The sequence below is a fragment of the Sulfurimonas sp. HSL-1716 genome (genome assembly GCF_039645975.1).
In the GTDB taxonomy this organism is placed as follows: Bacteria; Campylobacterota; Campylobacteria; order Campylobacterales; family Sulfurimonadaceae; genus Hydrocurvibacter; species Hydrocurvibacter sulfurireducens.
In genome coordinates this window covers 262,794-288,716 of sequence record NZ_CP147918.1, presented here as the reverse complement: position 1 = coordinate 288,716, position 25,923 = coordinate 262,794, and the positions used below count along the sequence as shown (strand labels likewise).

Annotated in this window: 26 protein-coding genes; 4 read left to right on the top strand and 22 right to left on the bottom strand. The window is 40.7% G+C overall.

The window, feature by feature from the left end:
• Positions 1-24 precede the first annotated feature (24 nt).
• The 11 genes from WCY03_RS01535 to WCY03_RS01485 all read right to left on the bottom strand — a co-directional run bounded on the left by WCY03_RS01535 (position 25) and on the right by WCY03_RS01485 (position 9,299).
• Positions 25-1,194: a hypothetical protein gene (locus WCY03_RS01535; protein WP_345993244.1), complete on the bottom strand. Its 1,170-nt coding sequence runs from the start codon at positions 1,192-1,194 to the stop codon at positions 25-27.
• Positions 1,195-1,230: 36 nt separating this feature from the next.
• Positions 1,231-1,920: a hypothetical protein gene (locus WCY03_RS01530; protein WP_345993243.1), complete on the bottom strand. Its 690-nt coding sequence runs from the start codon at positions 1,918-1,920 to the stop codon at positions 1,231-1,233.
• A gap of 2 nt (positions 1,921-1,922) precedes the next feature.
• A complete protein-coding gene (locus WCY03_RS01525; protein ID WP_345993242.1) occupies positions 1,923-2,474 on the bottom strand; it encodes a hypothetical protein in 552 nt (183 codons plus the stop codon).
• Entirely contained in the window at positions 2,464-3,234 is a 771-nt protein-coding gene (locus WCY03_RS01520; protein WP_345993241.1) for a TIGR04255 family protein, read from the bottom strand. Before WCY03_RS01520 ends, WCY03_RS01525 begins: the two co-directional genes overlap by 11 nt.
• Before the next feature lie 403 nt (positions 3,235-3,637).
• Positions 3,638-4,051 carry a very short patch repair endonuclease gene (locus tag WCY03_RS01515; RefSeq protein ID WP_345993240.1) on the bottom strand — a complete coding sequence of 138 codons (414 nt, stop codon included), beginning with the start codon at positions 4,049-4,051 and terminating at the stop codon, positions 3,638-3,640.
• A 47-nt stretch (positions 4,052-4,098) separates the two neighbouring features.
• Complete coding sequence (locus tag WCY03_RS01510; protein WP_345993239.1) at positions 4,099-5,133, bottom strand: HaeII family restriction endonuclease; 1,035 nt, start codon at positions 5,131-5,133, stop codon at positions 4,099-4,101.
• Positions 5,134-5,145: 12 nt separating this feature from the next.
• Positions 5,146-6,063 (bottom strand): DNA cytosine methyltransferase, encoded by a 918-nt coding sequence (locus WCY03_RS01505; protein ID WP_345993238.1) that lies wholly within the window; start codon positions 6,061-6,063, stop codon positions 5,146-5,148.
• 538 nt (positions 6,064-6,601) lie between these two features.
• Positions 6,602-6,946, bottom strand: coding sequence for a cyclophilin-like fold protein (locus WCY03_RS01500; RefSeq protein WP_345993237.1), 345 nt, complete (start codon positions 6,944-6,946; stop codon positions 6,602-6,604).
• An 87-nt stretch (positions 6,947-7,033) separates the two neighbouring features.
• Positions 7,034-7,663, bottom strand: a complete 630-nt coding sequence (locus WCY03_RS01495; RefSeq protein WP_345993236.1) for a carboxymuconolactone decarboxylase family protein — start codon at positions 7,661-7,663, stop codon at positions 7,034-7,036.
• 10 nt (positions 7,664-7,673) lie between these two features.
• Complete coding sequence (locus WCY03_RS01490) at positions 7,674-8,114, bottom strand: cupin domain-containing protein (protein WP_345993235.1); 441 nt, start codon at positions 8,112-8,114, stop codon at positions 7,674-7,676.
• A 15-nt stretch (positions 8,115-8,129) separates the two neighbouring features.
• A complete protein-coding gene (locus WCY03_RS01485) occupies positions 8,130-9,299 on the bottom strand; it encodes an alcohol dehydrogenase catalytic domain-containing protein (protein ID WP_345993234.1) in 1,170 nt (389 codons plus the stop codon).
• Positions 9,300-9,452: 153 nt separating this feature from the next.
• On the opposite strand from WCY03_RS01485, the gene WCY03_RS01480 reads away from it, so the two are divergent.
• Both WCY03_RS01480 and WCY03_RS01475 read left to right on the top strand, forming a co-directional pair.
• Positions 9,453-10,352 (top strand): AraC family transcriptional regulator, encoded by a 900-nt coding sequence (locus WCY03_RS01480; RefSeq protein ID WP_345993233.1) that lies wholly within the window; start codon positions 9,453-9,455, stop codon positions 10,350-10,352.
• A gap of 164 nt (positions 10,353-10,516) precedes the next feature.
• Entirely contained in the window at positions 10,517-13,135 is a 2,619-nt protein-coding gene (locus WCY03_RS01475) for an HD domain-containing phosphohydrolase (protein WP_345993232.1), read from the top strand.
• Positions 13,136-13,156: 21 nt separating this feature from the next.
• Here WCY03_RS01475 and WCY03_RS01470 read toward each other — a convergent pair whose 3' ends face one another.
• The 6 genes from WCY03_RS01470 to WCY03_RS01445 are packed head-to-tail and all read right to left on the bottom strand — an operon-like array spanning position 13,157 to position 18,743.
• Complete coding sequence (locus tag WCY03_RS01470; protein WP_345993231.1) at positions 13,157-14,005, bottom strand: UbiA family prenyltransferase; 849 nt, start codon at positions 14,003-14,005, stop codon at positions 13,157-13,159.
• Positions 14,002-15,372 (bottom strand): cytochrome c oxidase subunit II, encoded by a 1,371-nt coding sequence (coxB, locus tag WCY03_RS01465; protein WP_345993230.1) that lies wholly within the window; start codon positions 15,370-15,372, stop codon positions 14,002-14,004. Before coxB ends, WCY03_RS01470 begins: the two co-directional genes overlap by 4 nt.
• A 13-nt stretch (positions 15,373-15,385) precedes the next feature.
• Positions 15,386-15,658 carry a cytochrome C oxidase subunit IV family protein gene (locus WCY03_RS01460; RefSeq protein WP_345993229.1) on the bottom strand — a complete coding sequence of 91 codons (273 nt, stop codon included), beginning with the start codon at positions 15,656-15,658 and terminating at the stop codon, positions 15,386-15,388.
• A gap of 1 nt (position 15,659) precedes the next feature.
• Complete coding sequence (locus WCY03_RS01455) at positions 15,660-16,307, bottom strand: cytochrome c oxidase subunit 3 (RefSeq protein WP_345993228.1); 648 nt, start codon at positions 16,305-16,307, stop codon at positions 15,660-15,662.
• Positions 16,307-17,953, bottom strand: a complete 1,647-nt coding sequence (locus WCY03_RS01450; RefSeq protein ID WP_345993227.1) for a cbb3-type cytochrome c oxidase subunit I — start codon at positions 17,951-17,953, stop codon at positions 16,307-16,309. The genes WCY03_RS01455 and WCY03_RS01450 overlap by 1 nt, the downstream gene beginning before the upstream one ends.
• Entirely contained in the window at positions 17,946-18,743 is a 798-nt protein-coding gene (locus WCY03_RS01445) for an SCO family protein (RefSeq protein WP_345993226.1), read from the bottom strand. Before WCY03_RS01445 ends, WCY03_RS01450 begins: the two co-directional genes overlap by 8 nt.
• 351 nt (positions 18,744-19,094) lie before the next feature.
• Here WCY03_RS01445 and WCY03_RS01440 point away from each other — a divergent pair, with 351 nt between their 5' ends.
• Complete coding sequence (locus WCY03_RS01440) at positions 19,095-20,402, top strand: diguanylate cyclase (RefSeq protein ID WP_345993225.1); 1,308 nt, start codon at positions 19,095-19,097, stop codon at positions 20,400-20,402.
• A 26-nt stretch (positions 20,403-20,428) separates the two neighbouring features.
• The gene (locus WCY03_RS01435) at positions 20,429-21,127 is read left to right on the top strand and encodes a helix-turn-helix domain-containing protein (protein WP_345993224.1); all 699 of its coding nucleotides are present in this window, start codon (positions 20,429-20,431) and stop codon (positions 21,125-21,127) included.
• Positions 21,128-21,140: 13 nt separating this feature from the next.
• On the opposite strand, the gene WCY03_RS01430 is transcribed toward WCY03_RS01435, so the two are convergent.
• From WCY03_RS01430 to WCY03_RS01410, 5 genes are read right to left on the bottom strand one after another with little or no spacing between them, the layout of a single operon-like run.
• The gene (locus tag WCY03_RS01430; protein WP_345993223.1) at positions 21,141-21,890 is read right to left on the bottom strand and encodes a DUF695 domain-containing protein; all 750 of its coding nucleotides are present in this window, start codon (positions 21,888-21,890) and stop codon (positions 21,141-21,143) included.
• A 34-nt stretch (positions 21,891-21,924) separates the two neighbouring features.
• Positions 21,925-22,266: a hydrogenase/urease nickel incorporation protein HypA gene (gene hypA / locus WCY03_RS01425; RefSeq protein ID WP_345993222.1), complete on the bottom strand. Its 342-nt coding sequence runs from the start codon at positions 22,264-22,266 to the stop codon at positions 21,925-21,927.
• Positions 22,259-23,956 (bottom strand): hydrogenase maturation protein, encoded by a 1,698-nt coding sequence (locus tag WCY03_RS01420; RefSeq protein WP_345993221.1) that lies wholly within the window; start codon positions 23,954-23,956, stop codon positions 22,259-22,261. Before WCY03_RS01420 ends, hypA begins: the two co-directional genes overlap by 8 nt.
• Before the next feature lie 12 nt (positions 23,957-23,968).
• Positions 23,969-24,967: a hydrogenase expression/formation protein HypE gene (gene hypE / locus WCY03_RS01415; RefSeq protein ID WP_345993220.1), complete on the bottom strand. Its 999-nt coding sequence runs from the start codon at positions 24,965-24,967 to the stop codon at positions 23,969-23,971.
• Positions 24,964-25,866 (bottom strand): ORF6N domain-containing protein, encoded by a 903-nt coding sequence (locus WCY03_RS01410; protein ID WP_345993219.1) that lies wholly within the window; start codon positions 25,864-25,866, stop codon positions 24,964-24,966. The genes hypE and WCY03_RS01410 overlap by 4 nt, the downstream gene beginning before the upstream one ends.
• Positions 25,867-25,923 lie beyond the last annotated feature (57 nt).

Below are 25,923 nucleotides of genomic sequence, written 5' to 3'. Positions count from 1 at the left end.
GGTGATTTGGTTTTTGTCTTGAAGTTATGGTTTTGGGTGTGATAGTTTGAGTTTTAGCTCTGCAAATTTGGTAAAAATCCCTATTATAAGAGATATTGTTCCTAATACAAAAGATTTTTTCTGTTGTGGAAGGTATTGTAAAAGTGGAGCTGGAAAAGCTGAAAACATGTTATGGATTTGGTATATCCATGTGTTTATTGCTTGTTCATCATGAAAAAATTTATCGATATCTTGTAGATTATTTAATTTAGAATTTTTAAACATTCTGAGGACACTGGATGCTAAAAAATATTCTGTAAAACCAAACTCTTTCTTATTGTAAAGTTTCTCAAGAAGCAGTTTTAAGTTTTCAATATCTTCTGTCTTATAGTAATGTTCTTCTGTATTACTTATATACCATTGAAAGATAGGCATACCGTTATATATTCCTGCTAAATAGATATCTTTTTCAGTCAGATAGCTTTGTCTATATCTATCAGCAGTATTGTTTGTTGCATCTATAAAAGTATTGACAAGTTCCTTTGTATGTTTAAAAGCTTTATCTCCATCCATTTTTAGGTTCTGAGTCAAAACGGTATAGATCATGATGAAAGAAGAGTTAATTATTTTATCTTTAGCTATATATGTGTCTTGATAGAACTTTAAAGCTTCTTCCATAGCTTTTAGTGCAATCTGCATGAAAAAATTATGACGATGAATCTTGTTTATAAGATTTTTAAGGAGTGGAAAATATATATATGTTGTACCTAGCAACAAAAGAGCAACTTTTTTATATTCAGGTTTTTTAAGCGGTAATAAAAGCAAGTTCTCAAAAAAGAGTTTAAGTCTATCATTTATATGTATTGACTTATCTAAAATATTGGCGAGATTTTCTTTGAAGAGTTTTTCTTTGTTTGCAGAACCTTTACCTAAAGCTTCCAATGTGTCTTTATCTTCCTCATCATCTTTTTCTCTTTGACAAGCAATAGAATAAGCTTTTTTGTACTCTCCTATGAAATAGATTAAATAAAGAATATTTTGAGGGAGTTTGTAGGGAAGTTTTTTGTTTTTAATAATATAGTCGTATTCGACTATTTTTAGGAGTTTTTTGGAGAGGTTTTCTTTTTCATTTTCTGAAAAAATATCTCCTATATTTTTATTATAAAAACTGAAAGAATTAAAAATAAGATTATAAGAGAGCTTTATTTTCAACATATTTTATAATCTTAACTAGTGAAATAGATTTTATTCTTATTGGCATTCTTTATGTTTTTTCCTATATTCTTCGACATTCTTTAATAAAAATTTTGAAGGTTTATCAATAGTAGAAAATGGATGTGGATACTTTAGCATACTTGCTGCACACACCACTTCTTCTGGTCTGTACCGTGATATCCCCTTGGCAATTGCAAGCATTTTTTGTTGAGTATATTCTTTTTGAAGTAAAAGTGGTATTTTTTGAGTACATCTTGACACAAATAAAAGTTGTTTTGACTTATCCTCTTCTCTGATAGGCCATGTTCCTCTATTTATAATTTCTATTGCATGTCTTTTAAAAATTTGCATGATCAATGTAGAACATGTTAAACCTCCAAATTTATCCTTCTTTATGAATGCCAAATCTTCATCAAAACTTGTTTCTTCAAGTTCAATATCATACGGGATACCTTTCTTGTTTTTTTCAAAAATATCCTCACAATAAAGTGCTAACAACTTCTTATTCGATTTACTCAAAGGAACATTCAGCCAAATAAACTTATCTGAAGGAGACTCGTTTGTTAATTTATTATAGCCTTCCAAATGAAGTAAATTAGGATTCTCTTCAGAGTCTATATATAAAATACCTGCATGACTTTGTGTTAAAGCACAATCACTTGTGAGTGCAACAGATAATGTATCTATATTTAGTAAGAATGTATCCGAGTAATAGTGTATTTTCACCTTTAAACTAATCCTATTAACTCTTCCTCTATATTCTCACCCATACTTTGCAATTGCACCTTTGTCCTATCTAAAAAATCTTCCCAATTAGTAATATATTTTTTCCATGGATATGCTAACCTTAATAACCCAACAAGAATAAGACCTGTAGACTCTTCTATCTTTATTTCTCTTAATACAGTTTCATACTTAGTAAATTCTTTTTTCAACAATATAGTGTGTAATTCAGAATAAGAAGGTTTAAATTCTTTTATGCTTTTGATATCACTCTTATGAATTAAGTGAACAATATGAGGATAATCTATCAAATGAAGATATTTAAGAGAAAGAGAACTACTTCCCATTCCCACAATATCTTTTTTTTCAGTTTCAGACAGCCCTTGCATACTATTAGTATTTGCCACCAAATCATATATAGAAATATTGCTTTTTTCTTTAGGGATCTTTTGTTTTCTGATTGCAAAGAATGAACTTTGTATAATATCATTCATTATTCTATTTTCATCTACTTCAAGATAAGGCTCATAGGTTTCTATCTGTATACTATTCGTCATACGCACTAGCCTTTATTATAGTTTTAAATGCATGTTCTTGAATATCGTGTGCCTTCTCTAACCAGACAGAAATACAATCGGTTGAAAATTTTGCATTTTGACTAATTTTATTCACACTTTGTATAATTGATGTATCCACCAACAAGCCATCTTTACCGTTAATGATAGCATTTGAAAACATTAAAGCAGCAGTCCCCATGTTGTCATCTAACTCAACTTCAAATTGCATATTAATTTTTTTAAAATTTTTACTTGCAATGTAATTATCATAAAAACTTGCAGGTAATTCTGCAGTTAGATGAAAATGAGTAGATATGTAATCTCCAACTGTAATATTTTTATCAGGATAGAAAGCATCCTGATATCTTAAAACTACTTGGGCACTATCAATATTTTTTATATTTTTTAATACAGTTTCATTCCGAAAAAACATAAGTCCTTGAATAATGTCATTTTTAAAGTTAGTCCACGTATAATCTTTTGCAATTTGATTTACGGTAAAAATTCCCATTCCTATTTGTAGGCAGGGCCAAGTATTTTCGCCTTTTCTAAATCTATTAGTTATTTGTTGCGGTAAGTTATGTTGTCCTTTTTGCAAATTTTCAGATACTACATATTTATTTTGAAAAGCTAAAGTTGCAATAATACCAGGAAGCAAACTTTCCTCTTCAATACTAAATTCATAATAGTTTGTTTTAATTTCTCCCCATCTTAATTCAAAAATAGATTCAATCAAGGGAGCATTCTTTAGATTTGCCATCAAAGTCCTCTTCTACATAACAAGTTTCATATTGTATTATACATAAATATGGAGAATTGCCAAAGAACCGTGTGGATATAGTTGATTTTCACTAAAAAGTGTAGAGTTCTACACGCTACTATGAAAAAATAATTAATAGAAAATAAACAAAAGCTGCATGCAAAGTTACAAAGAAACTTTGATTTTATCTTGAGGATACTACTCAGGAGTACAATAATCTAAATTATTTTTAAAAATTGGTGTGTAGATTTTGCGCAGATTTTGCTGTCAAAATTAATTTGTTTTGTCAGATTGATTGTTTGCAAGAAGTGCTTTTTATCCCTATTTTATGGTCGTATTTTGATTTTAAATAAAATATTTTTAAAATTCAGGAAGTAGTAGTATAATCGTTTTGTTTGTGCATCTACTTAATCATAAAATCAATCAATTTTGATGTTAGCATATCAATTGATTTTCGTTTTATTTCACATTCCCAAACTACGAGTACATCGTAGCCCAATTGCTCTAAATTTTGTATATTCTGTTTATCACGCTCAATATTTCTAGCAATCTTAGCTTGCCAATATTCAATTCTAGTCTTTGGGATTTTGGCTTTACTACAATTTTTATGACCATGCCAAAAACATCCATTTACAAAAATAACTTTTTTTAATTTTTTAATTGCTATGTCCGGAGTCCCTGGCAATGATTTCACATTCAACCGATACCTATACCCAGCATCCCATAGAATTTTTCTAACAACTCTTTCTGGCTTGGTATTTTTTCCTTTTACCTGACGCATTACCCAACTTCGTTGTTCCGTTGAGAAAGTGTCCATAGCAATCCTTGGTTTTTTCTATTATGGCAATGCGATTGAGATCAAAATTATTGATAACTTCGACTTTTAAGAAATTTTGAAAATTCCTCGTTGTCTGTAGTCGGAAATTCTATAATTATTTCATCCATAATTTTTTTATGCAAATTATTTCCAATTGAACTTGAAAATTTGCCTCTAAGGGCTTTTTCATACCAATTCAATAACTGACTTTCCGTGATAACGCTTTGTATTCTCGACTTCCAACCTATTTGAGTTAATAATGAAATAATGATTTTCTCTTCAGCATCTTTACATACTATTACAATTCGGTCTGCCGATACAGATGAAACAATATTTGAAGCCAATTCCTCTGTTAATGATAAATGCTTTATTTGTATTGCCAACCCAAAGTTAGCCCACATGTCCAGTCCCCTATCAGCCGCGTTAGTCACTCCAACCCGATTTATTCTAGCTTTTAACTTTATACTAGATGCGGCAGATGACAGTTGAATTACATTCTTAGCAAAATCTGCAAATTCATTTAATAAGTCTTGTTTATCTGGATTCATACTAATCTCGACTGAGACTTCAAGTGCATCAATTAATGATGAAAATAATGCATAAACAACGATTTCATAAATTTTATCAATACTTCTTCTTAATCCGGGTTCATTCCAAAAGATGTCTAAAAATGCACTTAAGTCAAATGTGTCTTTTTTATTGGTATAACAATAATTTAATGCATCAGACAATTGATTAAATCTTTCAGAAAATTTATTATAAATATATGATTCGACGCTACCATTTTCTCTACGATTGACAATGCCTAAGGCTACTAATGCTTCAGGTGGAACAGCAGTTTGATTAAATATATCATCTTGGTATTTTGACGAAGAAGTGCTAACCCTTCCGACAAATTGTTCGCAAATTTTATCTCGCCATTTTTTAGAAATAGCTCTGTATGTTTCAAGTTCAGCTAGATTAATGTCTTTTTCAATCCTGTCTCTATATAAAATTTCAGCCACTTGAATCGGTTTGTAAAAATGAACTCGCCCTTTTTTAATCACATTATCAAGTAGTTTTTTTGCTTCTTCAAATTCCATATCCATTCCTTCTCATTTGCTATTCATTGCATCCATCATTTGTTTTGCGATTGCTTCTATAACAGGAACACTCACAGAATTACCAGCCACTTTTCTTGCTTGAGAATAGGGAAGGTTTATTTTAAAATCATCAGGAAATCCTTGCAATCGTAGCATTTCTCTCGCTGTCAATCTTCTAACTCCATTAACTACAAGATAGTTATAACTTCCACCAGCACGCAATGCACAAGAATATGGCAATGGAGATATATTACCACCTATGTTTTGATGCCATATTGATGGGAAAGGAGGTTCCTTTTTTAAGGCAGCAAATCTTTGTTCTTTAATAGTATCAGAAAGAAAGAAATTTTTCGGAATATCTTCATCAGGTTCAAGAATTTCACTTAATGGCCTATAAAACTTTGGAGGCACAGGAAATTCAAACTCAATAGGTTCCAAAAATCCTACAATATAAATTCGTTCCCTCTTTTGAGGAAGACCGAAATCGAGAGAATTAAAAATCTTATGATGAACCACATATCCAAGTTCTTGAAGCTTATCTAAGATAACCTGAAATGTTCGACCACCATCATGAGTCGTCAATCGTCTTACATTTTCCAATAAAAATGCATAAGGTTTTTTTGCTTTCAATATAGACTCAATATTAAAAAAAAGAGTCCCTCGTGTATCTGCGAATCCAAGTTGTTTTCCCGCAATACTAAAGGGCTGACAAGGAAATCCTGCCAATAGAATATCGTGATTCGGAATTTCTTCCGGTGCAATAAGATTTATATCGCCAAATGGTTTTTCACCAAAATTTTCCTCATACATTTTTTGTGCATGAACATCCCATTCTGATGAAAAAACAGTTTCACATCCATGCGCTTCAAACCCTAATCTAATGCCACCTATACCCGCGAAAAGGTCAATCGTTTTATATTTCTTCGCCATAACTCTATTGTCCCACTTTTCACAAATCTAATTTAATATATGAACATGACATTCATAATATTATTTTTTTGAATTTTATCTAAAATTACTTATGTCGTCCAAAATATTGACAATATGCCAAGATATTTTGGCATATATTGATGCTTCTCTGCTTATAAATAAAGCCCATTTGAGATTTTGTAGCGAAGCGTCTATTTTTAGTTGATTTTATTTTTCAGAACAAGAAAATTGACTTCTTTTACATAATCGCCATAAAGTCATCTATTGTTTTCTTCCGAATTACATATATTCAAAAATTCCTTAATACGATACTATCTCTAATATAATATTTTAGCAAAAGTGTGCAGATTTTGTGTAGATTTAGCTGTCAAAATTAATTTTTTCTGTGAGGTTAATTATTTGCAAGAAGTGCTTTTACTCCTATTTTATGGACTTTTGTAAAAAATCAGTTAGTTTATTTAGTGCCTTCAAGTCCTCTCGTCCGCACCACTTATCTATTTTAAATACTTCCAAAAAATTTATCCAATCATCAAAAGAACTAATCGACTTTTTTAATCTCTATAGTTCCAGACATATTTTTAATATGTTCCTGACCCGACACTACATATCCAAGTTCGTATAATCCACTAGCCGTTCCAAAGTCACCGAAAAACATAACAACATTTCCCCAAGGAGCATAATAAGCAAGCGTTCCTGTCTTTGCATTTGCTAAAGGAGTGTTACCTGTTTGCAGTTTTTTTGGAGGGTAAAATATTTTCTCATTGTTACTGTAGTTTTCAACTTCTACATGTAAAGGCAGTTGTGCATACAATTCTTTTGCAGCATCGGAATTATTTAGTTGAAAAACCGTTGTATGTCCGTTTGAGTTAATACTGATCTGCATATATCCTCCTTTTGTCATATCGCCAGAAACTGCCGGCATCATACTCAACAGACAAGCAAGTACTCTGATTAATAATCGTTTCATTTTTTAGCTTGTAAAACGTTTAAGTACTTGACCGGCGACTTTTGCTTCCTTATGCCCGACTTTTACATCCAATACATTCACGAATGCATATAGCTGTGAAGCAGTAAAGCCCGTGTTCATCGCAGCACCCATATGAAACTGTAGTTGTCCCTCTGTACCGTTCATTGCAGCTAATGCCGAAATGGTGACCAGCTCGCGCTCTTGGTGAGTTAATACATCTCTCGCAAAGATATCAGCGAAAAGATGCTCTTTCAGATAAGTGTCAATCACGGGAGTAAAAAGTTGATATCCTTGTGCTGGTGGTTCTTTATCCCATCCTGCTAGCAACTGGCGTACTTTGGCTCCGTAGGTATCTTTATCCATATCTTTTGGTAGTGGCGTTGCCTCTTTACCGACATTGTCTTTAATACCCTTGGCTTCACGCTCTTGCATCACTTCCATAAAAGTATGAATAGCATTTAAGCTTCGCGGGAACCCGCAGTAGGCATAAAGCTGCACAAGAATCTCTTTTATCTCATTGACGCTCAAGCCAGATTCAAGTCCTATATGTAAAGCCGGTTTTAGTTTTTCCATATCACCGTTTGCCGTAAATACAGAAATGGGGATGATAGCCTGCTGTTTTGTATCTAACATACCCTCTCCTTTATCCTTTGAGGTTGTTATAGTACTCATCCGCTACCGGTTCAAGCCACTCATTACTGGTTTCTTCTCCTGGAACTTCAACGGAGATGTGGCTAAACCAGCTATCCTTTTTTGCACCGTGCCAGTGTTTTACTCCCGTCGGAATAACTGCAATGCTACCTTCACTTAAGCTCACAGGTTCTTCACCCTCTTTTTGAAACCAACCCTCACCGGCCGTGCAGATGAGTATTTGCCCACCACCGCTTTTAGCGTGATGTATATGCCAGTTATTACGGCATCCCGGCTCAAAAGTGACGTTTGCTAAAAAGATCGGTGATTCACCCGGTTTTACCAAGAAGTTCAAAAATGAATCTCCTATGAAATATTGTGCATAGTTGACATTCGGTTCACCCATCCCGAACATATTTGCTTTGTCAAACTCTTCTTTGTTTGTATATTTCATCGTCTTTGGCTCCTTTTAAAATGTCGCCGCATCGATGACGTAACGGTAACGTGCTTTTTTGTTCACAACGTTTTCCCACGCTTCATTGATCTGCTCTGCTGAGATGATCTGGATTTGAGGGTAAAGTTTGTTGTCGGCACAGTAGTTGACGACTTCCTGCGTCTCCGGCATACCGCCGATGAGAGAGGCGTTAAAGTTGACACGGCTTGCGGCAAGACCGATGTTACTCATCATAATTTCGAATTGATCCGGCATACCGACGTAAGTGAAAACCCCGAATGGTTTCACCGCCGAGATGTACGCTGCGATATTGTGTTTATACGGGATCGTGCTTATCATATAGTCCAATGTTCCTGCATAAGGGTGTATCTTTGAAAAGTCATCGACGACGACCGCCTCTTTTGCTCCGAATTTCAAGATGTCATCGACCTTGTCGGTAGATGTGGTAAAAGCATAGACCTCTGCACCTTTTGAGACAGCGATCTTGACGGCCATATGACCCAAACCGCCGATCCCCGCTACACCGACCTTGTCTCCTTTTTTAACGTCAAACTTCATAATAGGAGAGTATGTAGTGATCCCCGCACACAGCAGCGGTGCTGCTTCTTGGAAGCTGATATTCTCAGGAATGTGTACGACAAAGTGCTCTTTAACGACGATATTTGTAGAGTAACCGCCTTGTGAGATTCCCGTAGGAGAGCTATTTTCAGGGTATCCATAAGTAAACACGGTTTGAGGGCAATACTGTTCTTCACCCTTTTTAAAACTTTCACATTCAGGGTTACTGTCTACCATACACCCGACTCCTGCACGATCACCTACTTTGAACTTCGTAACGTTCTTGCCAACCGCTGCAACAACACCGACTATCTCATGACCCGGAACTTGCGGGTACTGCTGTGCTCCCCAATGGCCTTTCATCTGGTGAATGTCGGAGTGGCAGATACTCGCATACTTGATGTTGATTAGTACGTCATTATCGCCCACCGGACGACGCTCGAACTTCCAAGGTTTTAATTTTCCCGATGTGTCTACTGCTGCGTAGCCACGTGATTTTATATTATTACTCATCTTTTGCTCCTTTGCGAATGAATTTGTAGATGTTGAAAACACTAAACCTGCACCTGCTATTGCCGTTTGTTTCATAAAGTCTCTTCTGGACTTGTCATTAGATTTTGTCTCCATTTATACACTCCTTCAAAACCTTCATTTCACAGCTTATCAAGCAATGTCATAACTTAATTGTACTCCAACATAGTAATTTCTTATAGAACATTTCTTCCTCACACTTGCCTAATTCTGCAAAGAGATGTATAATGATAAAAAAATGGATATGCTATGAACACTCTGTCAATGCAAAACTATCGTGAAGAGCTCAAAGATATCATTCAGTCAGTATATAAAGGTGAGAATCTTATTTCTACACAAATCGATCAGCTCACTTTTTATTATAGAACTGATCCGACAGATATGCTTGCAACGCTTTATGAACCTTCTGTCTGCATTATTCTTCAAGGCAGCAAAGAAGTAGGTCTTGGCGGTGAATTGATCCCGTATGATAAAGAGATGTACCTCTTAGCATCTATACATATGCCCGCTCAGGTGCGTGTTGCTACAGCATCAGCGGAGCAGCCCTACATCGGCCTTACTATCACTTTTACTATGGAGCAGATATTTGAAGTATTAAAAGAGATGCCTCCCGCACCACGACAGCTCGGGAGTGCAAAACGAGGTCTGTATTTTGGAGAGATGAAACCGCAGCTACTTGAGTCTGTTACCCGTTTAGTTCGTTTAGTTGATTCGCCGCGAGATATTCCTGTACTATCCCCTTTAATCATTAAAGAGATCCTTTATACCGTTATGCGTGATGAAGGCGGTGACGTGATCCGTCAATATGTTCGCGACGGGAGCGCCCAGCAGCATGTCGTGCAGGCGATAACAAAGATAAAAGATGCATATAATCAGCCGCTTAACATTAAAGAGCTGGCACGTTCACTCAGTATGAGCGAATCCTCTTTGTACCACAGTTTTAAAAAAATGACTGCTATGAGCCCGATACAATTTCAAAAAAGCCTTCGCTTGCAAGAAGCTAGACAACTTTTGATGTCACAGAACATCGAAGCAGCACAAGTAGCTTACAAGGTAGGATATGAAAGTCCTTCGCAATTTAGCAGAGAGTATTCGCGTATGTTCGGATTGCCTCCCAAAGCTGATGTCCACAAACTCCATAGATCGTAAAAGGGTGCATTTTTTATATATAATAAAGATATAATGAAAAATTAATAATAAGAATAAACAGATTTTCTGTCCTGAAGATCTCTCATGAATACTGAAAGATCGGCACTTTAAAGAGTTTGACAAACTAATTATATTATTATATATATTTATAACGGAAAAATTGAATGAAACTTTTAAACCATATATATGAAGATAAAGCAACTTTATACGATTTCATTACTGATGAGCAAATAATCGACAGTAGCTCCGTGCTTATTCAGCTCTTCAGCTCTAATGTTACGGAAGAAGATTTTTTAAAAGTAAGAAAAGAGTTAAAAACTCTTTTACCTTCGTCCTCCATTATCGGTTCATCCACCGCCGGTATCGTTCAAGACGGTAATATCGTCGATAATGCCATAACCGTTTCTTTTTCCATCTTTGAACATTCGATCGTCAAATCAAAAAGTTACTGTCATCTCTCTACGGAGAAGATATTAGAGCGTCTTAGCAAAGAACTCATTACGGAGAAAACAAAACTTTTACTGTTTTTTGCCAATACTTTTACTCTTGATTCCGAAAAGCTTTTGAAACAGATCGCACAAGCATTTCCCTCTTTGGTCATTGCAGGCGGAAATGGGGCCGATGATCTTAAATTTAACAAATGTAAGATATTTTCAAGCTCATGCCAGCATTGCGATGTGGCTTTTGCCGCGATCGACTCGGATGTTTTACAGGTTCAAACAGAATCACTGTTCAACTGGCGCAGCATCGGAAAAGAACTGACGATCACAAAGATCGAAGGAACAAGGCTCTATGAGATTGACGACAGACCTGTTTTGGATATATATGAGCACTATCTTGGCAAAGAGATCATAGATGACTTGCTGGTAAGGGGGATCGAGTTTCCTTTTATTTATAATAAAGACGGACTGGAAGTAGCCCGTGCTCCCGTTGTTGTACATGAAGACGGCTCGATCACCCTTACAGGCAGTCTTGAAAAAGGTGTCAAAGTAAAATTCGGATATGCAGATGTCGAATATATCGACGAGTTCAATAAAGGCGAACTTCTTAAAAAATATCCTTACAAAATGGAAGGAGTCTACGTATACAGCTGTACAGGACGCCGGATGATGCTCGGCAGATACCTTAATGACGAAATTTGCGTCGTTGACAAAATAGCTCCGACAAGCGGTTTTGTGACGTACGGCGAGTTTTTCCACGACATGAATAACGACAACAACAGCCTTTTAAATATCACCAGCACGCTCGTGATACTGAGCGAAAAAATTCCGAACGAAAAAATAGTACAAAAAAATATACCGTCCTATAACAAAAAAGATGCCAAAGATATCACTTTCAAAGCTCTGACAACTCTCATTACACGAACAAGTGCAGAACTTGACGAAAATCTTTTTTATCTTGAACAGTTTAGAAGAGCCGTAGATGAAGTCTCTATCTTTTCCGTCACGGATGCAAAAGGGGTTATCAAAGAGACGAACCAAAACCTTGAAACGATCTCTGGCTACACTAAAGAGGAGCTCATTGGAAAACCTCACAATATCTTACGTCATCCTGATATGCCAAAAGAGGCATTTAAAGAGATGTGGGAAACCATACGGTCCGGAAAGATATGGAAAGGCGTAGTTAAAAACAGAAAGAAAAACGGAAAGCCCTATTATGTCCTAACGGAGATCAGTCCGATCTACAACAAGGACGGAAGTTTCAAAGAATATATCGGCGTTAGAAACGACATAACGGAGCTTGAAGAGTATAAGGAAATTTTAAAAAATGAACTCAGTTCCACAAAAAAATCTCTCGATGACCAAATATACTACATAAGACAGTATGAAGAAGCAGTAAACGCAAACGTTGCCATTTTAAAAACAGACACGGACAATATAATCACCTATGCCAACAATACGCTTTGCAAACTGCACAAATCTACTTTACCCGAATTAATAGGCATGGACTGCTCGCAGCTGCGTCATAAAAAATATCGTGAACAGCACTTTTGTTCGCAGATCACAAAGCGTCTTAAAAATAAAGAGATCGTAAAAGAGACAGTGACAAACATCGCCAAAGACGCCTCAGAATATACAATGGAGACGGTCTTTTATCCGATCTTAGATCTGGAAGGAAACGTCACCGAACATCTTCAGGTAATGCATGATGTCACAGAGATCATCAGTCTCAATGAAGAGATCATCAATACTCAAAAAGAGGTCGTGCTGACTATGGGCGCCATAGGAGAAACTCGTTCCAAAGAAACGGGACTCCATGTACAAAGAGTCGCCGAGTACTCCTACTTGTTAGCAAAACTCACGGGTCTGGATGAAGAAGAAGCAATGCTTTTAAGACAGGCATCGCCTATGCATGATATCGGAAAGGTAGGTATACCCGACAGCATACTGAACAAACCGGGCAAACTGACCAAAAAGGAGTTCGAGGTTATGAAAACCCATACTTCTTTAGGATACGATATGCTTAAACACTCCAACAAAGAGATACTTCAGGCATCATCCATCGTAGCCTATACACATCACGAAAAGTGGAACGGTATGGGATATCCCAACGGGCTTAAAGGCGAAGAGATCCATATATATGGGCGTATTACCGCCGTTGCGGACGTATTTGATGCTCTTGGCCATGACCGTGTATATAAAAAAGCATGGAAGCTAGAAGATATTCTGGAGTTTTTTAAAAATGAAAAAGGCAGACACTTCGACCCTTCTCTTATAGATCTCTTTTTTGAAAATCTGGATCGGTTTTTAGAGATCAAAAAAGAGTTTAACAGCAGATTTTAAATTTTTGCATCCGCCCGGCGTTCACGATCCGTCAATGCCAAGCAGCACCACTGTTGCAAGCAAAAAAAGATTTATCCCATGAAACAGCATCCCTGCACGACTCGGAGTGAGAGAGACGAACAGCATCCTGCTTCCGGCGGCGATAGCGGCTATGACCAATAACGACAGCAGCATCAAAACGGCAAAGTTCTGCACTTCAAATATCACTACGGCAAAAAGACCGCAGAACACTGTCAGCATCCACCATACAAATAACACACGGCGAAATCCGACAGGCCCGAACGCTTCAATGACAGTAGGAAATCCCGCAGCGCGGTAATCGCTTTGGTATTTTGCCATCAGCAGCCAAAAATGGGGTATCTGCCACACAAAAAAGAGCAGTGCCAGAGCAAAAAATTCAGGTTCGGCCAAACTTCTCCCCGCCGCCAGCCAGCCGATAGCCGGCGGGATCACGCCAAGTACGCCTCCCGGTACCGCGGCAAAAGCCGAATGCCGTTTAAGGTGCGTATACAGACCGTTGTACCACAAAGGAACGAAGAGAAACAGAAGCAGACCCGTATAACCAAGCTCGCGGTACACCAAAAACGATGCAGAGACAATCAATACTACACTAACGGTCAGCGCCTTGTTTGGAGTGATCCTGCCCGAAGGGATGGGACGCCCTTTTGTACGGGGCATCCGCCCGTCGCTCTCTCTTTCTTGATACTGGTTCAAAGCAGATACTCCCAGAGCCAAAAGCAGCACAGCCAAAACAGACCACAGCAGAAGCGCTATATCTTTTCCTCCTGCCAACACGAAAGCCAATAGTGCCGAAAGAGTGACCGCAGCCGAGAGAGGAAACTTAGTCAGCTCCATAAACAACCGTATCATTTGACGCCTTTTAGGTATTTTACGAGCGCATTTATCTCATCGGGAGAAAGTATCTTTCCAAACGGCGGCATGATGTTGGGAGGAAATCCCTGCACGATATCGTCATTTGGATGCTCGATAGAGTTATGCAGATACGCCTCATCGGCTGTTATTTCCCGCAACTTACCGCCTGTCAGGACTTTTTGAGTGCTTTTATATATCCCTTTGAGACTCGGACCCGTTTTTCTCGAACCGTCCAAACTATGACACGCGGTACATCCTTTAAGCTTAAACAGAGAAGCTCCGTCCAATGGTCCGGCAGGTACAACCACCTGTACTGCTTTTTTAACGGATTTGGCTGCAGGCTCGCTTTTTGGTTTGACTTTTTGTTCACTCTTCGGTTGCATCTTTTGTTGAGATACAGCTTTGCTTGAAGGCAGATTCTGCTGTTTGATAAACTCGATGATCGCCTTCATCTGCTTTTCATCGATCTGATCTGAAAGGTTCGGCATGATCCCCGCCTGAAAACCTTGTACGACATCTTTTGCAGGTGTTCGTATCGACGCACGGATATAGGTTTCATCGGCAAGCACTTCACGCAGTTTTCCGTTTGTCAAAACCTTCACCTTTGTGCCGTAAAGCCCTTTAAACGTAGGACAGACGATGATCGAACCGTCCAGACTGTGACATGAAACACAGCCGAGCGTTTTATACAGCGCTTCGCCCTCTCCTTTTGGAGCGCTCTTGTCATGAGGACTGAGCTTTTCGCTCGCATACCAAGTATCAAACGCCGCTTTATCCATTACTTCGACCTTGGAAAGCATTCTTGAGTGTCCCGTACCGCAATACTCCGCACATTCGATGTCATAGCGTCCTTTTACGGTAGCTTTGAACCATAGATGGTTTACCCTGCCCGGCACTACGTCCTCCTTGACGCGAAAAGCGGGAACGTAAAAACTGTGCAATACGTCGTTTACGGGCGCATGCAGCAGTAAGCGTATATTTTCTCCCGCAGGCACGTAGAGTTCGGCTGTCCGCTTGCCGTTTGGATAGGTAAACGTCCATGACCAGCGTTTTCCAAGCACATCGACCGTAAAAGCGTTCTTGGGCATAGTGCGCAGTTCCCTAAAAGCGCTGTAACCATAGTAAAAGATGACAAAAAGCAAGATCGTAGGGATCACCGTCCAGGCGATCTCCAGCGGCAGATAGTGTTTGATATTGCGGATCTCTTCGGGTTTGACCCGGCTGTGGTGATAACGGAAGATAAAAAAGAGTATGAGTCCCACCACAAGCAGCAGCATCGCTCCCGAAATACCGATACTGATCCAAAACGCCTGATCTACATCCGCTGCAAAAGTAGAAGCATCCTTGTTAAATCCTGCCAGCATAAGCCCTCCTCTTTTACGAATGTGCCACGTCGATGCCGACGATCACAAAGAAGATAAGCAATATCATCAACGCCATTACCACATAGCCTTTGAGATACGCTTTTTCACTGCGAAGATGCATATAGTACGCGCCTACCAAGCCTATCTTCATGGCAGCTATCAGCAGTTGTACACCGGCGGTCGGTCCCGGCATCAGATGATACAAAGAGGGCTGCATAAACGTCAAGAGCGTCAACAGCAATAATCCTGCCAATACTTTGGTATAAAGAGAAACACTATGCTCCATCTCAGACTCCTATCATATAAAACAGCGGAAAAAGAACGATCCAGATCAGATGCACAAAATCCCAGTAGAGCGTTACATTCTTCATGACTATGGTGTGTTCGGGCTTGATGCGGCCCGAGCGGATAAGCAGCAATACCCAGCCCATAAGGGCGATCCCCGCTATGACATGCAGACCGTGGAGTCCCGTCATCACAAAATAAAGACCGAAAAAAAGGATCTCTCCTTTGTTCATGGTCCCAAGCGCTTTGGAACCCAGATAGATGCCGTGATCGATGTCGATATTCCACTCCGTACCTTTTATGCACAAAAACACTATCGCCATAACGGCGGTCACTCCGACCAGCAAGGCCGAAGCTTTGATCTTGCCTCGGCGCATCATCAATGTGGCAAGCCCCATCGTGTACGTACTCACCAGCAAAATCACCGTATTGGTCCCTCCCAGCCAGACGTTCAGATCACCCGATGATGCAACAAAACTTCCCGTATGACGATAAAAATAGATAAAAAAAAGCAAAAATAAAACACCGAACATCATCGCTTCGGTAAGCAAAAAGACCCAAAAACCCAGCTTTGCTCCGCTATAGTCATCTTTAAACTCGGTAACGGGATGGGGATTACCCTGCATATCGTAAGCCATCTCCTGCTGCATCAGCGTATCCTCCTGAAATCTTCATCGAACTCTACGACCGGTTCGCCGTTTTCATATTCGTAAGGATCAAAATCCACGTAAGGGATTTTGGAAAAGTTCTCCAGGGGCGGCGGTGAAGGGATATGCCATTCCAGCGTCGTACCGCCCCAGGGATTCGGTCCCGCTTCTTTTCCCGATCTCAATCCGCGATAGAAATTGTAAAGCACCGTCAATAGTCCAAAAGCTACGAGCACCGCCCCAACTCCCGCTATCTGATGATAGATGGTAAAAGTCGGCAGATAATCAAAATAGCGTCTCGGATTGCCTAAAAAGCCTGCAATGTACATGGGAAACCAAAGAAGGTTGAACCCCACGAACATCAGACCAAAGGCGATACGCCCTCTGACCTCGTCGTATAGTTTTCCCGTGATTTTGGGGTACCAGTAATGCAGCCCTCCTATAAACATAAAGACCACCCCTCCCAAAATCGTGTAATGAAAATGCGCTACCACGAAATAGGTGTCATGCAGGTGAATATCCGTACCAAGAGCACCCAAAGTAAGTCCCGCCAGTCCGCCGACGGTAAAATTGACGATACTTCCCAAAATCCATAACATAGGAGTAGCCAAGATGATGGAGCCTTTATAAAGCGTAGCCACCCAGTCAAAGATCTTTACCCCCGTAGGCACGGCCACAAGAAACGTCAGCAGTGAAAAGATGATTCTCGCCATGTCGCTTATGCCCGAAGTGAACATATGATGTCCCCACACAAGATATCCGATTCCGGCAATGGAAGCAGACGAGATGGCGATGGAGCGGTATCCGAAAATAGTACGTCTGGTAAATACGGGAAGCACTTCTGAGATGATGCCAAACCCCGGTAATATCATAAGATAAACGGCAGGATGGGAATAGATCCAAAAAAGATGTTCGTAAAGAAGCGGATCACCGCCTTTAGTCGGATCAAATATTCCTACTCCCAGCGTGCGCTCCAAAATGACGAGTATCAGAGTAATACCTATCACGGGAGTTGCAAGAACCTGGATCCATGCAGTAGCGTAAAGCCCCCACACAAACAGAGGCATCTTGAAAAAAGTCATTCCCGGAGCACGAAGACGATGAATGGTAACGACGAAGTTCAGCCCGGTGAGGATCGAAGAAAGTCCCAAGATAAACGCAGCGCTCAAAGTGGAGAGCACATGCGCATCCGTTCGGATACTGTAAGGAGCGTAAAACGTCCAGCCCGTATCGGCAAAGCCGTGCCCGCTCACCAGCGAGGAAAGCGCAGTCACCACGCCTGTGATATAAAGCCACCAAGACAGCAGGTTGAGGCGGGGAAAAGAGAGTTCTCTTGCACCGAGCATCAGAGGCAATATAAAGTTTCCAAGTGCTGCGGCGATCCCCGGTACGATGAACAAAAAGATCATCGTGACGCCGTGAAACGTAAAGAGCTGATTATAAGTATGAGGGTCCAAAAACTGCTGGCCGGGAAAAAACAGTTCTGCACGCATCGTAAGCGCCGCACTCACGGCGAAGAAAAAGAGAGTGAACATCACTCCCATGTACAACAGGGCTATGCGTTTGTGATCGGTGGTAAATATCCATTGCAACACGGGATTGCGGTGCGTCCCGAAAATCGTATTTGTCTCATGATAAAAACTAGGCATCGTCTCTCTCCGATGCCTCTTTTTTTCTCCCCGTAAGCACCAGATAAAGAAAAAATCCCGCCAGAATCAAAGACAGTACGGTGGCGCCTACCTTTTCCGCCGCAAAGACGTAGGTTTTGTTCTTAGGATCATATGCAAAACAAAAGAGCAGGGTCTTTGCGATGGTCGGGCGTACCGTTCCCTCGGATGCTTCCATCATCGCCATCTGGATATCGAACGGAAGCTGCTGTATACCGTTAAGATAGCGGGTGATCTTTCCGCTTGGAGAAAGTGCCACCAATACCGCGGGATGCATATACTGCGTCATCCCTTTGGGTCCGATCTGTTTTTCATAATGAAAGCCCACGCTCTGCGTTATCTTACGGATATTTTCCTCTTTTCCCGTAAGAAACGTCCATGCTCCGGCATCAAAATGACGCTGCATCGCAGCCATAAGATCCGATTTTTTACGGGCGGCGTCTTTGGGGGTTTCAAGAGGATTGAAGCTCAGTGTGATGATTTTGTAGTCTTTGTTTTCGGTGAGTTTTACCATTTCCAGGTTTTTTGCAAGGTCTTGCAATTGGGGCGTACAAAGGCTGGGACAGCCGTAATAGTTCAACGTCAGGATCGTCGGTTTGCCATCCATAAGCTGTCTGAAGGTCACCTGTTTGCCCGCTTCGTTCAAAAAGACGACGTCTAAAGGCACCTGACCTCCGGGATGCTCGTCTACTCCGAGCTTTTCATCCGCATGTGAAGCAGAAAAAAACAGCAATGCCATAACAAGCAGGCGGACTAAAAAAGATAGCAACATTTCATTTTTTCTTAACGCATAAGTAGACATATCAACGATCTCCCTTTGTTAAAACTTTACATTTCCCCGTTCCCAAATAATTAATTTATAAATATTATTTATGTTTTAAGCTGTATCCTAACTTATCAAATTAAAAACGAATCTTTTAAATTTCGTTTACATAGATCATGTTTGTTTTCCTTAAATTATTCAAAAAAACCCATTCATAGAAAAATGTTCGCCTGCTGAAGGCCGAACAATAAATCTTGAGAAAATATTGAGAAAAAAATGCAATAATAAATAAAGATATATATAAAACAAATCTTTTAATCATCAAGTCATATCCGAATAAATATAGAAAAAAGAACATATATGAAAAAACAAAACAGTTTTGCACAAGAAAAGAGTTTTGAACGATTTAGCGCTTATATCAACTCCTCTTCATTCATTTTTTTGTCATGGGAATTGGATACGCAGTGGAACGTAAATTACATATCGCAAAGTATTAGTCAGTTCGGTTACACGCAAGAAGAGTTCTTAAATAAAGAGAAGCGGTATGAACAGATAATCTACCATGAAGATGTCGACCGTGTCGTCATGGAACTTGAAACACACAAAAGCAGCGACGTGGATTGCTTTAATCAGATATACCGTATCGTCACCGCCGAGGGCGACATAAAATGGGTGGACGTCCATACGGTGGTCGAAAGAAATTCGGCAGGAGAGGTCGCCAATTTTCTCGGGATCGTCAAAGATATAACAAAAGAGAAGTTTCAAAGCCTTATCAACGATACTTCGAACTACTCTCTAAAAGAGCTTTACAGCATGAATATCTTGGCTCAGGCGGTAAAACAAACAGACGACATGGTCTTGATCACCAACCATGAGGGCGTCATCATATTCGTAAACGACGCGCTCTTGAAACATTCGGGATATACGCTGGAAGAAACGATCGATCAGACTCCTCGGATATTTAAATCCGAAGAACACAGCAAATCGTTTTACAAAAACTTTTGGGACACCATCCTTCAGGGCAAGACCTACCACGGCGTGTTCAAAAACAGAAAAAAGAACGGAACGATCTATCATGAGGCCGAAACGGTAACTCCTATCACGGATGAAAAATCGAACATAAAATATTTTGTAGCTACTGGAAAAGATATCTCCGACAGGATCGCTTTGGAGAACGAACTGCACAGACAAGCTACCATCGATCTGCTGACAGGCGTTTACAACAGGCAAAAGTTCGTAAAAGAGATAGAAAACGAACTGGATAGATTAAAACGTTATAATAATAAATTCGCTCTTATTATGATAGATATCGATCATTTTAAAGATATCAACGACACCTACGGTCATGACGCCGGAGACAAGATATTAAAAGAGATATGCGACGTCATCGGTATAAAGATCCGTAAAAGCGATACTTTCGCCAGATGGGGAGGAGAAGAGTTCATGCTTATAACTCCGGGGTTGTCCGAACAAGAAGTATTCACATTCGCAGAACGTATCAGACTGAGTGTGGCGTCGTCTGTTTTTGACGGCATAGACCATATCACCATCAGTCTGGGCATAACGCTGCCAAAAGAGGAGGATACGCTCAAAGATATTTTCAAACGCGTGGACGAAGCGCTTTATCACGCCAAACACAACGGACGCAACCAAGTCCATTTTATTTAAACCATTTCAAGAGATAAGAGAGCCTGATGATCAATACTGACACCGAAAGCAAACTAAAACTAATCAAGATACTTTATATCGTCGAAGAAGGCGTAGAACATGATTATCATATCCTGCCCTTTGAACTGATATGCGAGCGCGTCCATATCAGCAGCTTTAAGGATTCCTGGAAACACTATCTGGAGGTAAAACCGGATATTATCATGATCCATGTCGTCTCGGATCACGGCTTTTGCAAAAAAATAATCACCGATATAAAAAAGGTTAACTCAGAATGTGCTTTTATGATCCTCGCAGATGAAGCGCTTCGGGATTTTATACCCGATTCTCTCTGTGAAAAAAACGACAGAATACTTTTTCAGCCGATCAAGTTCGGAGATATGGCGGTCGCACTCGAAGAGATCGTAAGCGCTATGAACATAACCTATTTTATGAATGACAAGCTCTCTTACGAACCGCACAACAGCGTGCTTATGCATGACAACAAACGCATCGAGCTCACTACAAAAGAGAACAAACTGCTGACATATCTGATCCAAAACAGCCATAGAATCGTAAGCTACGACGAGATCGAAAGCTATGTCTGGAACAATATGTACATGAACCGCAACACCCTCACAAGCATCATCAGCAACATAAGGAAAAAAGCCGGCAATGCGAACCTTATCAAAAACTATTCGAATCAGGGGTACAAAGTCGTGACTCAAGACGTCGTAATAAAATGATTTATGACCGGTTTTAGATCTTCACCAGACTTGTCTCCCATCCGTCATATTGACCGTTGAACTTTTCGGAATGATCGATCAGCTCCATCGTCAATTTGTCGATATCACGATAAAACGGGACATCTATCCTGTAGAACTTCACTCCGTAAAACGGTATCTCTTCTGATGGTTCCAAGTTTTTTTGGAGCTTAAACTCTTCGTTTTGGATAAAATCACCGAAAAGCTCTCTCTCCTGCGGCGTCGGAAAATACATCGTATGCTCTATCGCTCTTTTGAGCTTTAGGTTGTCCCCCGCATTTTTCAGCTCGTCGCATGCGTGATGATTCTGGATTATCTGCCATTCTCTTGCCGTGGGAAAAAGCAGCTTTTGATACACTTCCCATTCGCTGTCCAAACGAGAACCCAACTCAAACGTATAATCTTCAAAATAGCCCATTGCCGCGGCAACGGTGTCGCTCCACTCAAAATCCATTTTCAGGTAGTAGATGAAATTGATATGTCCCTGCGTTATGATACGACCGACATATTCACCATGGCGGTATCTAAGCGATTCGAGTTCCAGACGATCTTCGATAAAACCGACCTCATCGACATCCTCTTGAGATATCAGCCCCTCATCTGTGGGCGATTTTAGTTTGACCTTTACAAAAGCGACATAGCCATACTCCTCATCTGGAGCGTTTTGTGAAACGGTGGCGTTAAAAGAGAGCATCGCCGGATACCCGTCAACCGATTTCATGTATGTTTCCCAAAATCCCTGCATAGTATTATCCTGATTTAAATTTTTTCTTTTTGTGTCATTGCATCTCTAGACTCATCAAGAACATGTCTTCGCCGTCTATCACCTTGACGTCTATGCTTTGACACTTCGGGCAGCAGTACTCTATCTTCTCAAGGTCGCTCACAGTTTTGCACTCCTGACATTCGATCTTTAAAGGCTGTATGTTCATGACAAACTCCCCGCCCTCGCAGACGGTTCCCTCTTTAAAGGTATTAAAAGCGGTCTCCAGCAGATAGGGTTCTATCCCGCTCATCACTCCTATTTTGACGACGATCTTTGTGACCTTTGCGGCGTTGTTTGCCGCCGCGTGCTCTTCGCACTGCGTCATAAGCGACTGCACTACACTATATTCATGCATCTTTTTCTCCTTTATAGATCAGTCTTTTGGGTGTTTCAAGAGGACATTTTTTATAAACGAAATCCCTTCTCAAAGAGTGAAAAACGCTTTTTTCATCCCAGAACTGCGGATACATCGTATCGAGCTCCTCTTTATGCCTGCCTGCTATAAGAGCGCCGTCTCTTTGCAGCTTTTCTCTTTTTGCGTCAAGAAGTTCGTACCAAACATCCTCGTCTTGAATGAGACTTTGTACAAAAGCATCAAGTTCCTCATAAAAACTTTTCCTTTCCTCGCCAAATATCTTGTCTACAAGGCCTATTTTCTGCGCTTCTTTTGCCGTAAGCGGCAAAGCATCTTGTAAAAGCCCGTCTGCTTTTGCCTCACCGACTCTTCTTGGCAGAGTGTAGGTATGAAACTCGCTTCCTGTGAGCCCTATGGTCTTATAATGCGCATTGAGCACGACACCTTCACGTGCTACGACATAATCGCACGCAGTACCCAAAAACACGCCTCCCGCTCCCGCACCGCCTCGCAGTGCCGCCACTGTCAGGATATCTTCACACAGCAGCACCGAGCGCACCATATCGTTCATAGCGTTGATATTGCTCCATCCGTCCTCACCCGCTTTTTTGCTGTCTTCGAGGATGTTGAGATGGATGCCGTTTGAAAAGAAATCCTCTCCGCCCATAAGCACAAGCACCTTGCATCGCTCCTGCAGATACTCCACGGCATACTTCAGGCGAATCGATTGTTCGGAACTAAACGCGCCGTTGTAAAAGTCAAAGTAAAGATACGCCGCCTCTTCCTTCATCTGTACGGAGATCTCATAAAACGTCTCTCTGTGCGTCTCCATGATGAGCGGTATCCTAAACTCTTTTATCCCTTTTAACCGTTCTTTTAGGACATAGGTGGCGGGCAGTTTAAAACGCGAGACCTCTTTGAGATGCGATACCCATACCGCGCCGTCAACGGTCTTGATGCAGACCGCTCCGTCTCGTTTGGCAAAGATCTCCTTGGGCTTGGCATTTTGCGAAGCACTTTTTAGTTCTTCGTCTGCTTCAAACGCCTCAAAATGCGCACCGAAAAGATAGCATTTAACGCCCAGCAGCTCATCAAGCACTCCCGGAAAACCGTCTGAAGCGTTGATCTTTTTGACGATCTCCTTTGCGGTATTTTTTTTCCAGTCTATGGCTCTGTCTCTTTGCGTCACTATCTTATGCATCGGCGTCGGAAGCTGCGTAAGGGGCTCAAACGAGCTCTCCTGCAGATGCTCTAAAAGTTTAAAGACCGCTTTGGACGCCGCCGAGCTTACCTCGTGTCTGTAAATAGAGGACTTTTTTGTGTCGCGCATGGGAAAGTTCTGCGAAGCCCAGACGTCTCCGCCGTCAAACTCCCCGTTCGCGCGGATGATGCTCACGCCCCACTCCTCCTTTTCATCGAGGATGGCATGATCGAGCGAATGAGGACCCTTGTCTCCCAAGATTCCCGGATGGATTATGAAAGTCGGAAACTTCGTATAGATGATGTCGGGAATGAACTTCGTCAGATAGGGGCAGATGATGATGTCGGGCAAAAAACTCTCCACGCCGTCTTGCATCAGCTCGTCGCTAATGGCGAACTGCACGGACACGGTATGCCCCGACTCTTTCATCTCGCAGAATATCCTCTGCGTCAAAGAGTTGAACACGGTGGAGATTATCAGTATCCTCATGCCTTATCGTTCCTAACAGATGCGGGGCAGAAGTTCGCCTGTCGGCAGGTCTAAAAACCTTTTCGTACCGTATGAGGAGTTGAGGATCACTTTTTTGAGATAAGCATCGCTCACTTTGCCTATTATCACGGCATTTGAGGAGTTTTCAAAACCGTGCAGCACTTTAAGAGCCTTTTGTACGTGCTCTTTTGGAAGCGCGAGGACGAAAGTCCCCTCGTTCGCCAGGTTCAGCGGTTCAAATCCAAGCATCTCACAGCTTCCGTAGACCTCTTCGCTCACGGGGATGCTCTCTTCATCCACCTCGATGCAGATATTTGACTGCCTTGCCCACTCGTTGAGCACCGCCGCCACGCCTCCGCGCGTCGCGTCTCTGAGGGCGGTTATTTTCACTCCCGCTTCCATGAGCGCATTGACCTGAAGAGACAAAGACGCACAGTCGCTTTGAAGCGCGGAAGAGAACTCTATCCCCTCTCTTGCGGCGAAGATGGTCGCACCGTGTCTGCCGACGTCTCTTGAGATGAGTATCAGATCGTCTTTGGTTATGTTGTTTGAACTGATCCCACGTTGGCGTATCTCGCCGATGCCGGTCGTGTTGATAAATATCTTATCCACGGCTCCCTTTGGAACTACCTTGGTGTCTCCGCTTACAATCACGGCGCCGTTTATCTCCAGCTCTTTTTTCATGGAACGCACGATCTTTTCAAGATCGCGGATTGCAAACCCCTCTTCGATGATGACGCTGCATGTAAGGTATTTGGGCTTTGCACCCATCATGGCAAGGTCGTTACAGGTACCGCAAACTGCGAGCTTGCCTATGTCTCCGCCGGGGAAAAAGATCGGCGAGACGGTAAAAGAATCCGTAGAAAAAGCAAGCTCTCCGTTATGGATGACCGCCGCGTCTTCGCTTTTTGAGAGGATGTCGTTCTCAAACGCCTTATAAAACACCTTGGAGATCAGCTCGTTGTTCTCTTCTCCGCCGTTGCCGTGTGCCAAAGTTATATTTTTTGTCATACTATTTTTCCATCTGTTAAATTCAATCGTTTCATTATTTCAAAGCTCGCTTGATCCATTTTTGAAAAAGCAAACCATTTTTTGCCTAAATCCTTGAGAGATGCTCCTATATGATAGACTTCATCATCGATAAGCAAAAATCTATCATGCGAAAGGTCAAACTTTTTTATCTCGATATGTGGATATTGAGCATTGTATTTTTGTAGATCAAGTTCCAACCGTTTTGATATTGTTTTTGTATAGATAATCACGTTACATGTAGAAACTCTTTTGCTTAAAAGCATTAAAACGCTTTCGTCTACATAGTTGTCAAAAAGTACGATGCTGTTTTTGGCGCTTTTGATGAGTTCAGATACAAATACATAAGCATCGAATATCTGCCCTTCATAAAAAATCCCCTGCTTTGGTTTTATCTCTTTTGCTTCTATCGCTTCAAAAATTTCATCGAGCTTCTTGTCGGTTTTGATCTCATAGCTTAGTTGGCGTTTTTCTAGATCTTTTAATTGCGACAAAAACAGACTATTATCGTTTATGATCCTTCTCATCTGTGCAAAAGTCCTGATAATGGATATCGTGATCTCTGTGGCGATTTTACTTTTAAGTACCGTTGCCAGCATATACACACCCTGCTCGGTAAAAACTTTGGACGAGTATTTTCTATTTTTTAAGCTTTCGTTAAAGGTCGAAATTTTCGACCTCAAGATTTCATCTTCCTCTTTACTCAACTCAAAATAAAAATCAGACGGAAATTTATCGGGATTGTTTCTTACCGCTTCATTGATCCTTTTCGTTTGTACACCGTAAAGCTCCGCTAGATCCGCATCAAGCATCACCTGTAAATCTCGAACGGTAAAGATCTTGTTTTGGATAGTGTGCTCGTCGGTGATGATGCTATTCATATTATTTACCTTTGATACTTTTACATATCATAATACTCAAAATAAATTTTATTGAAA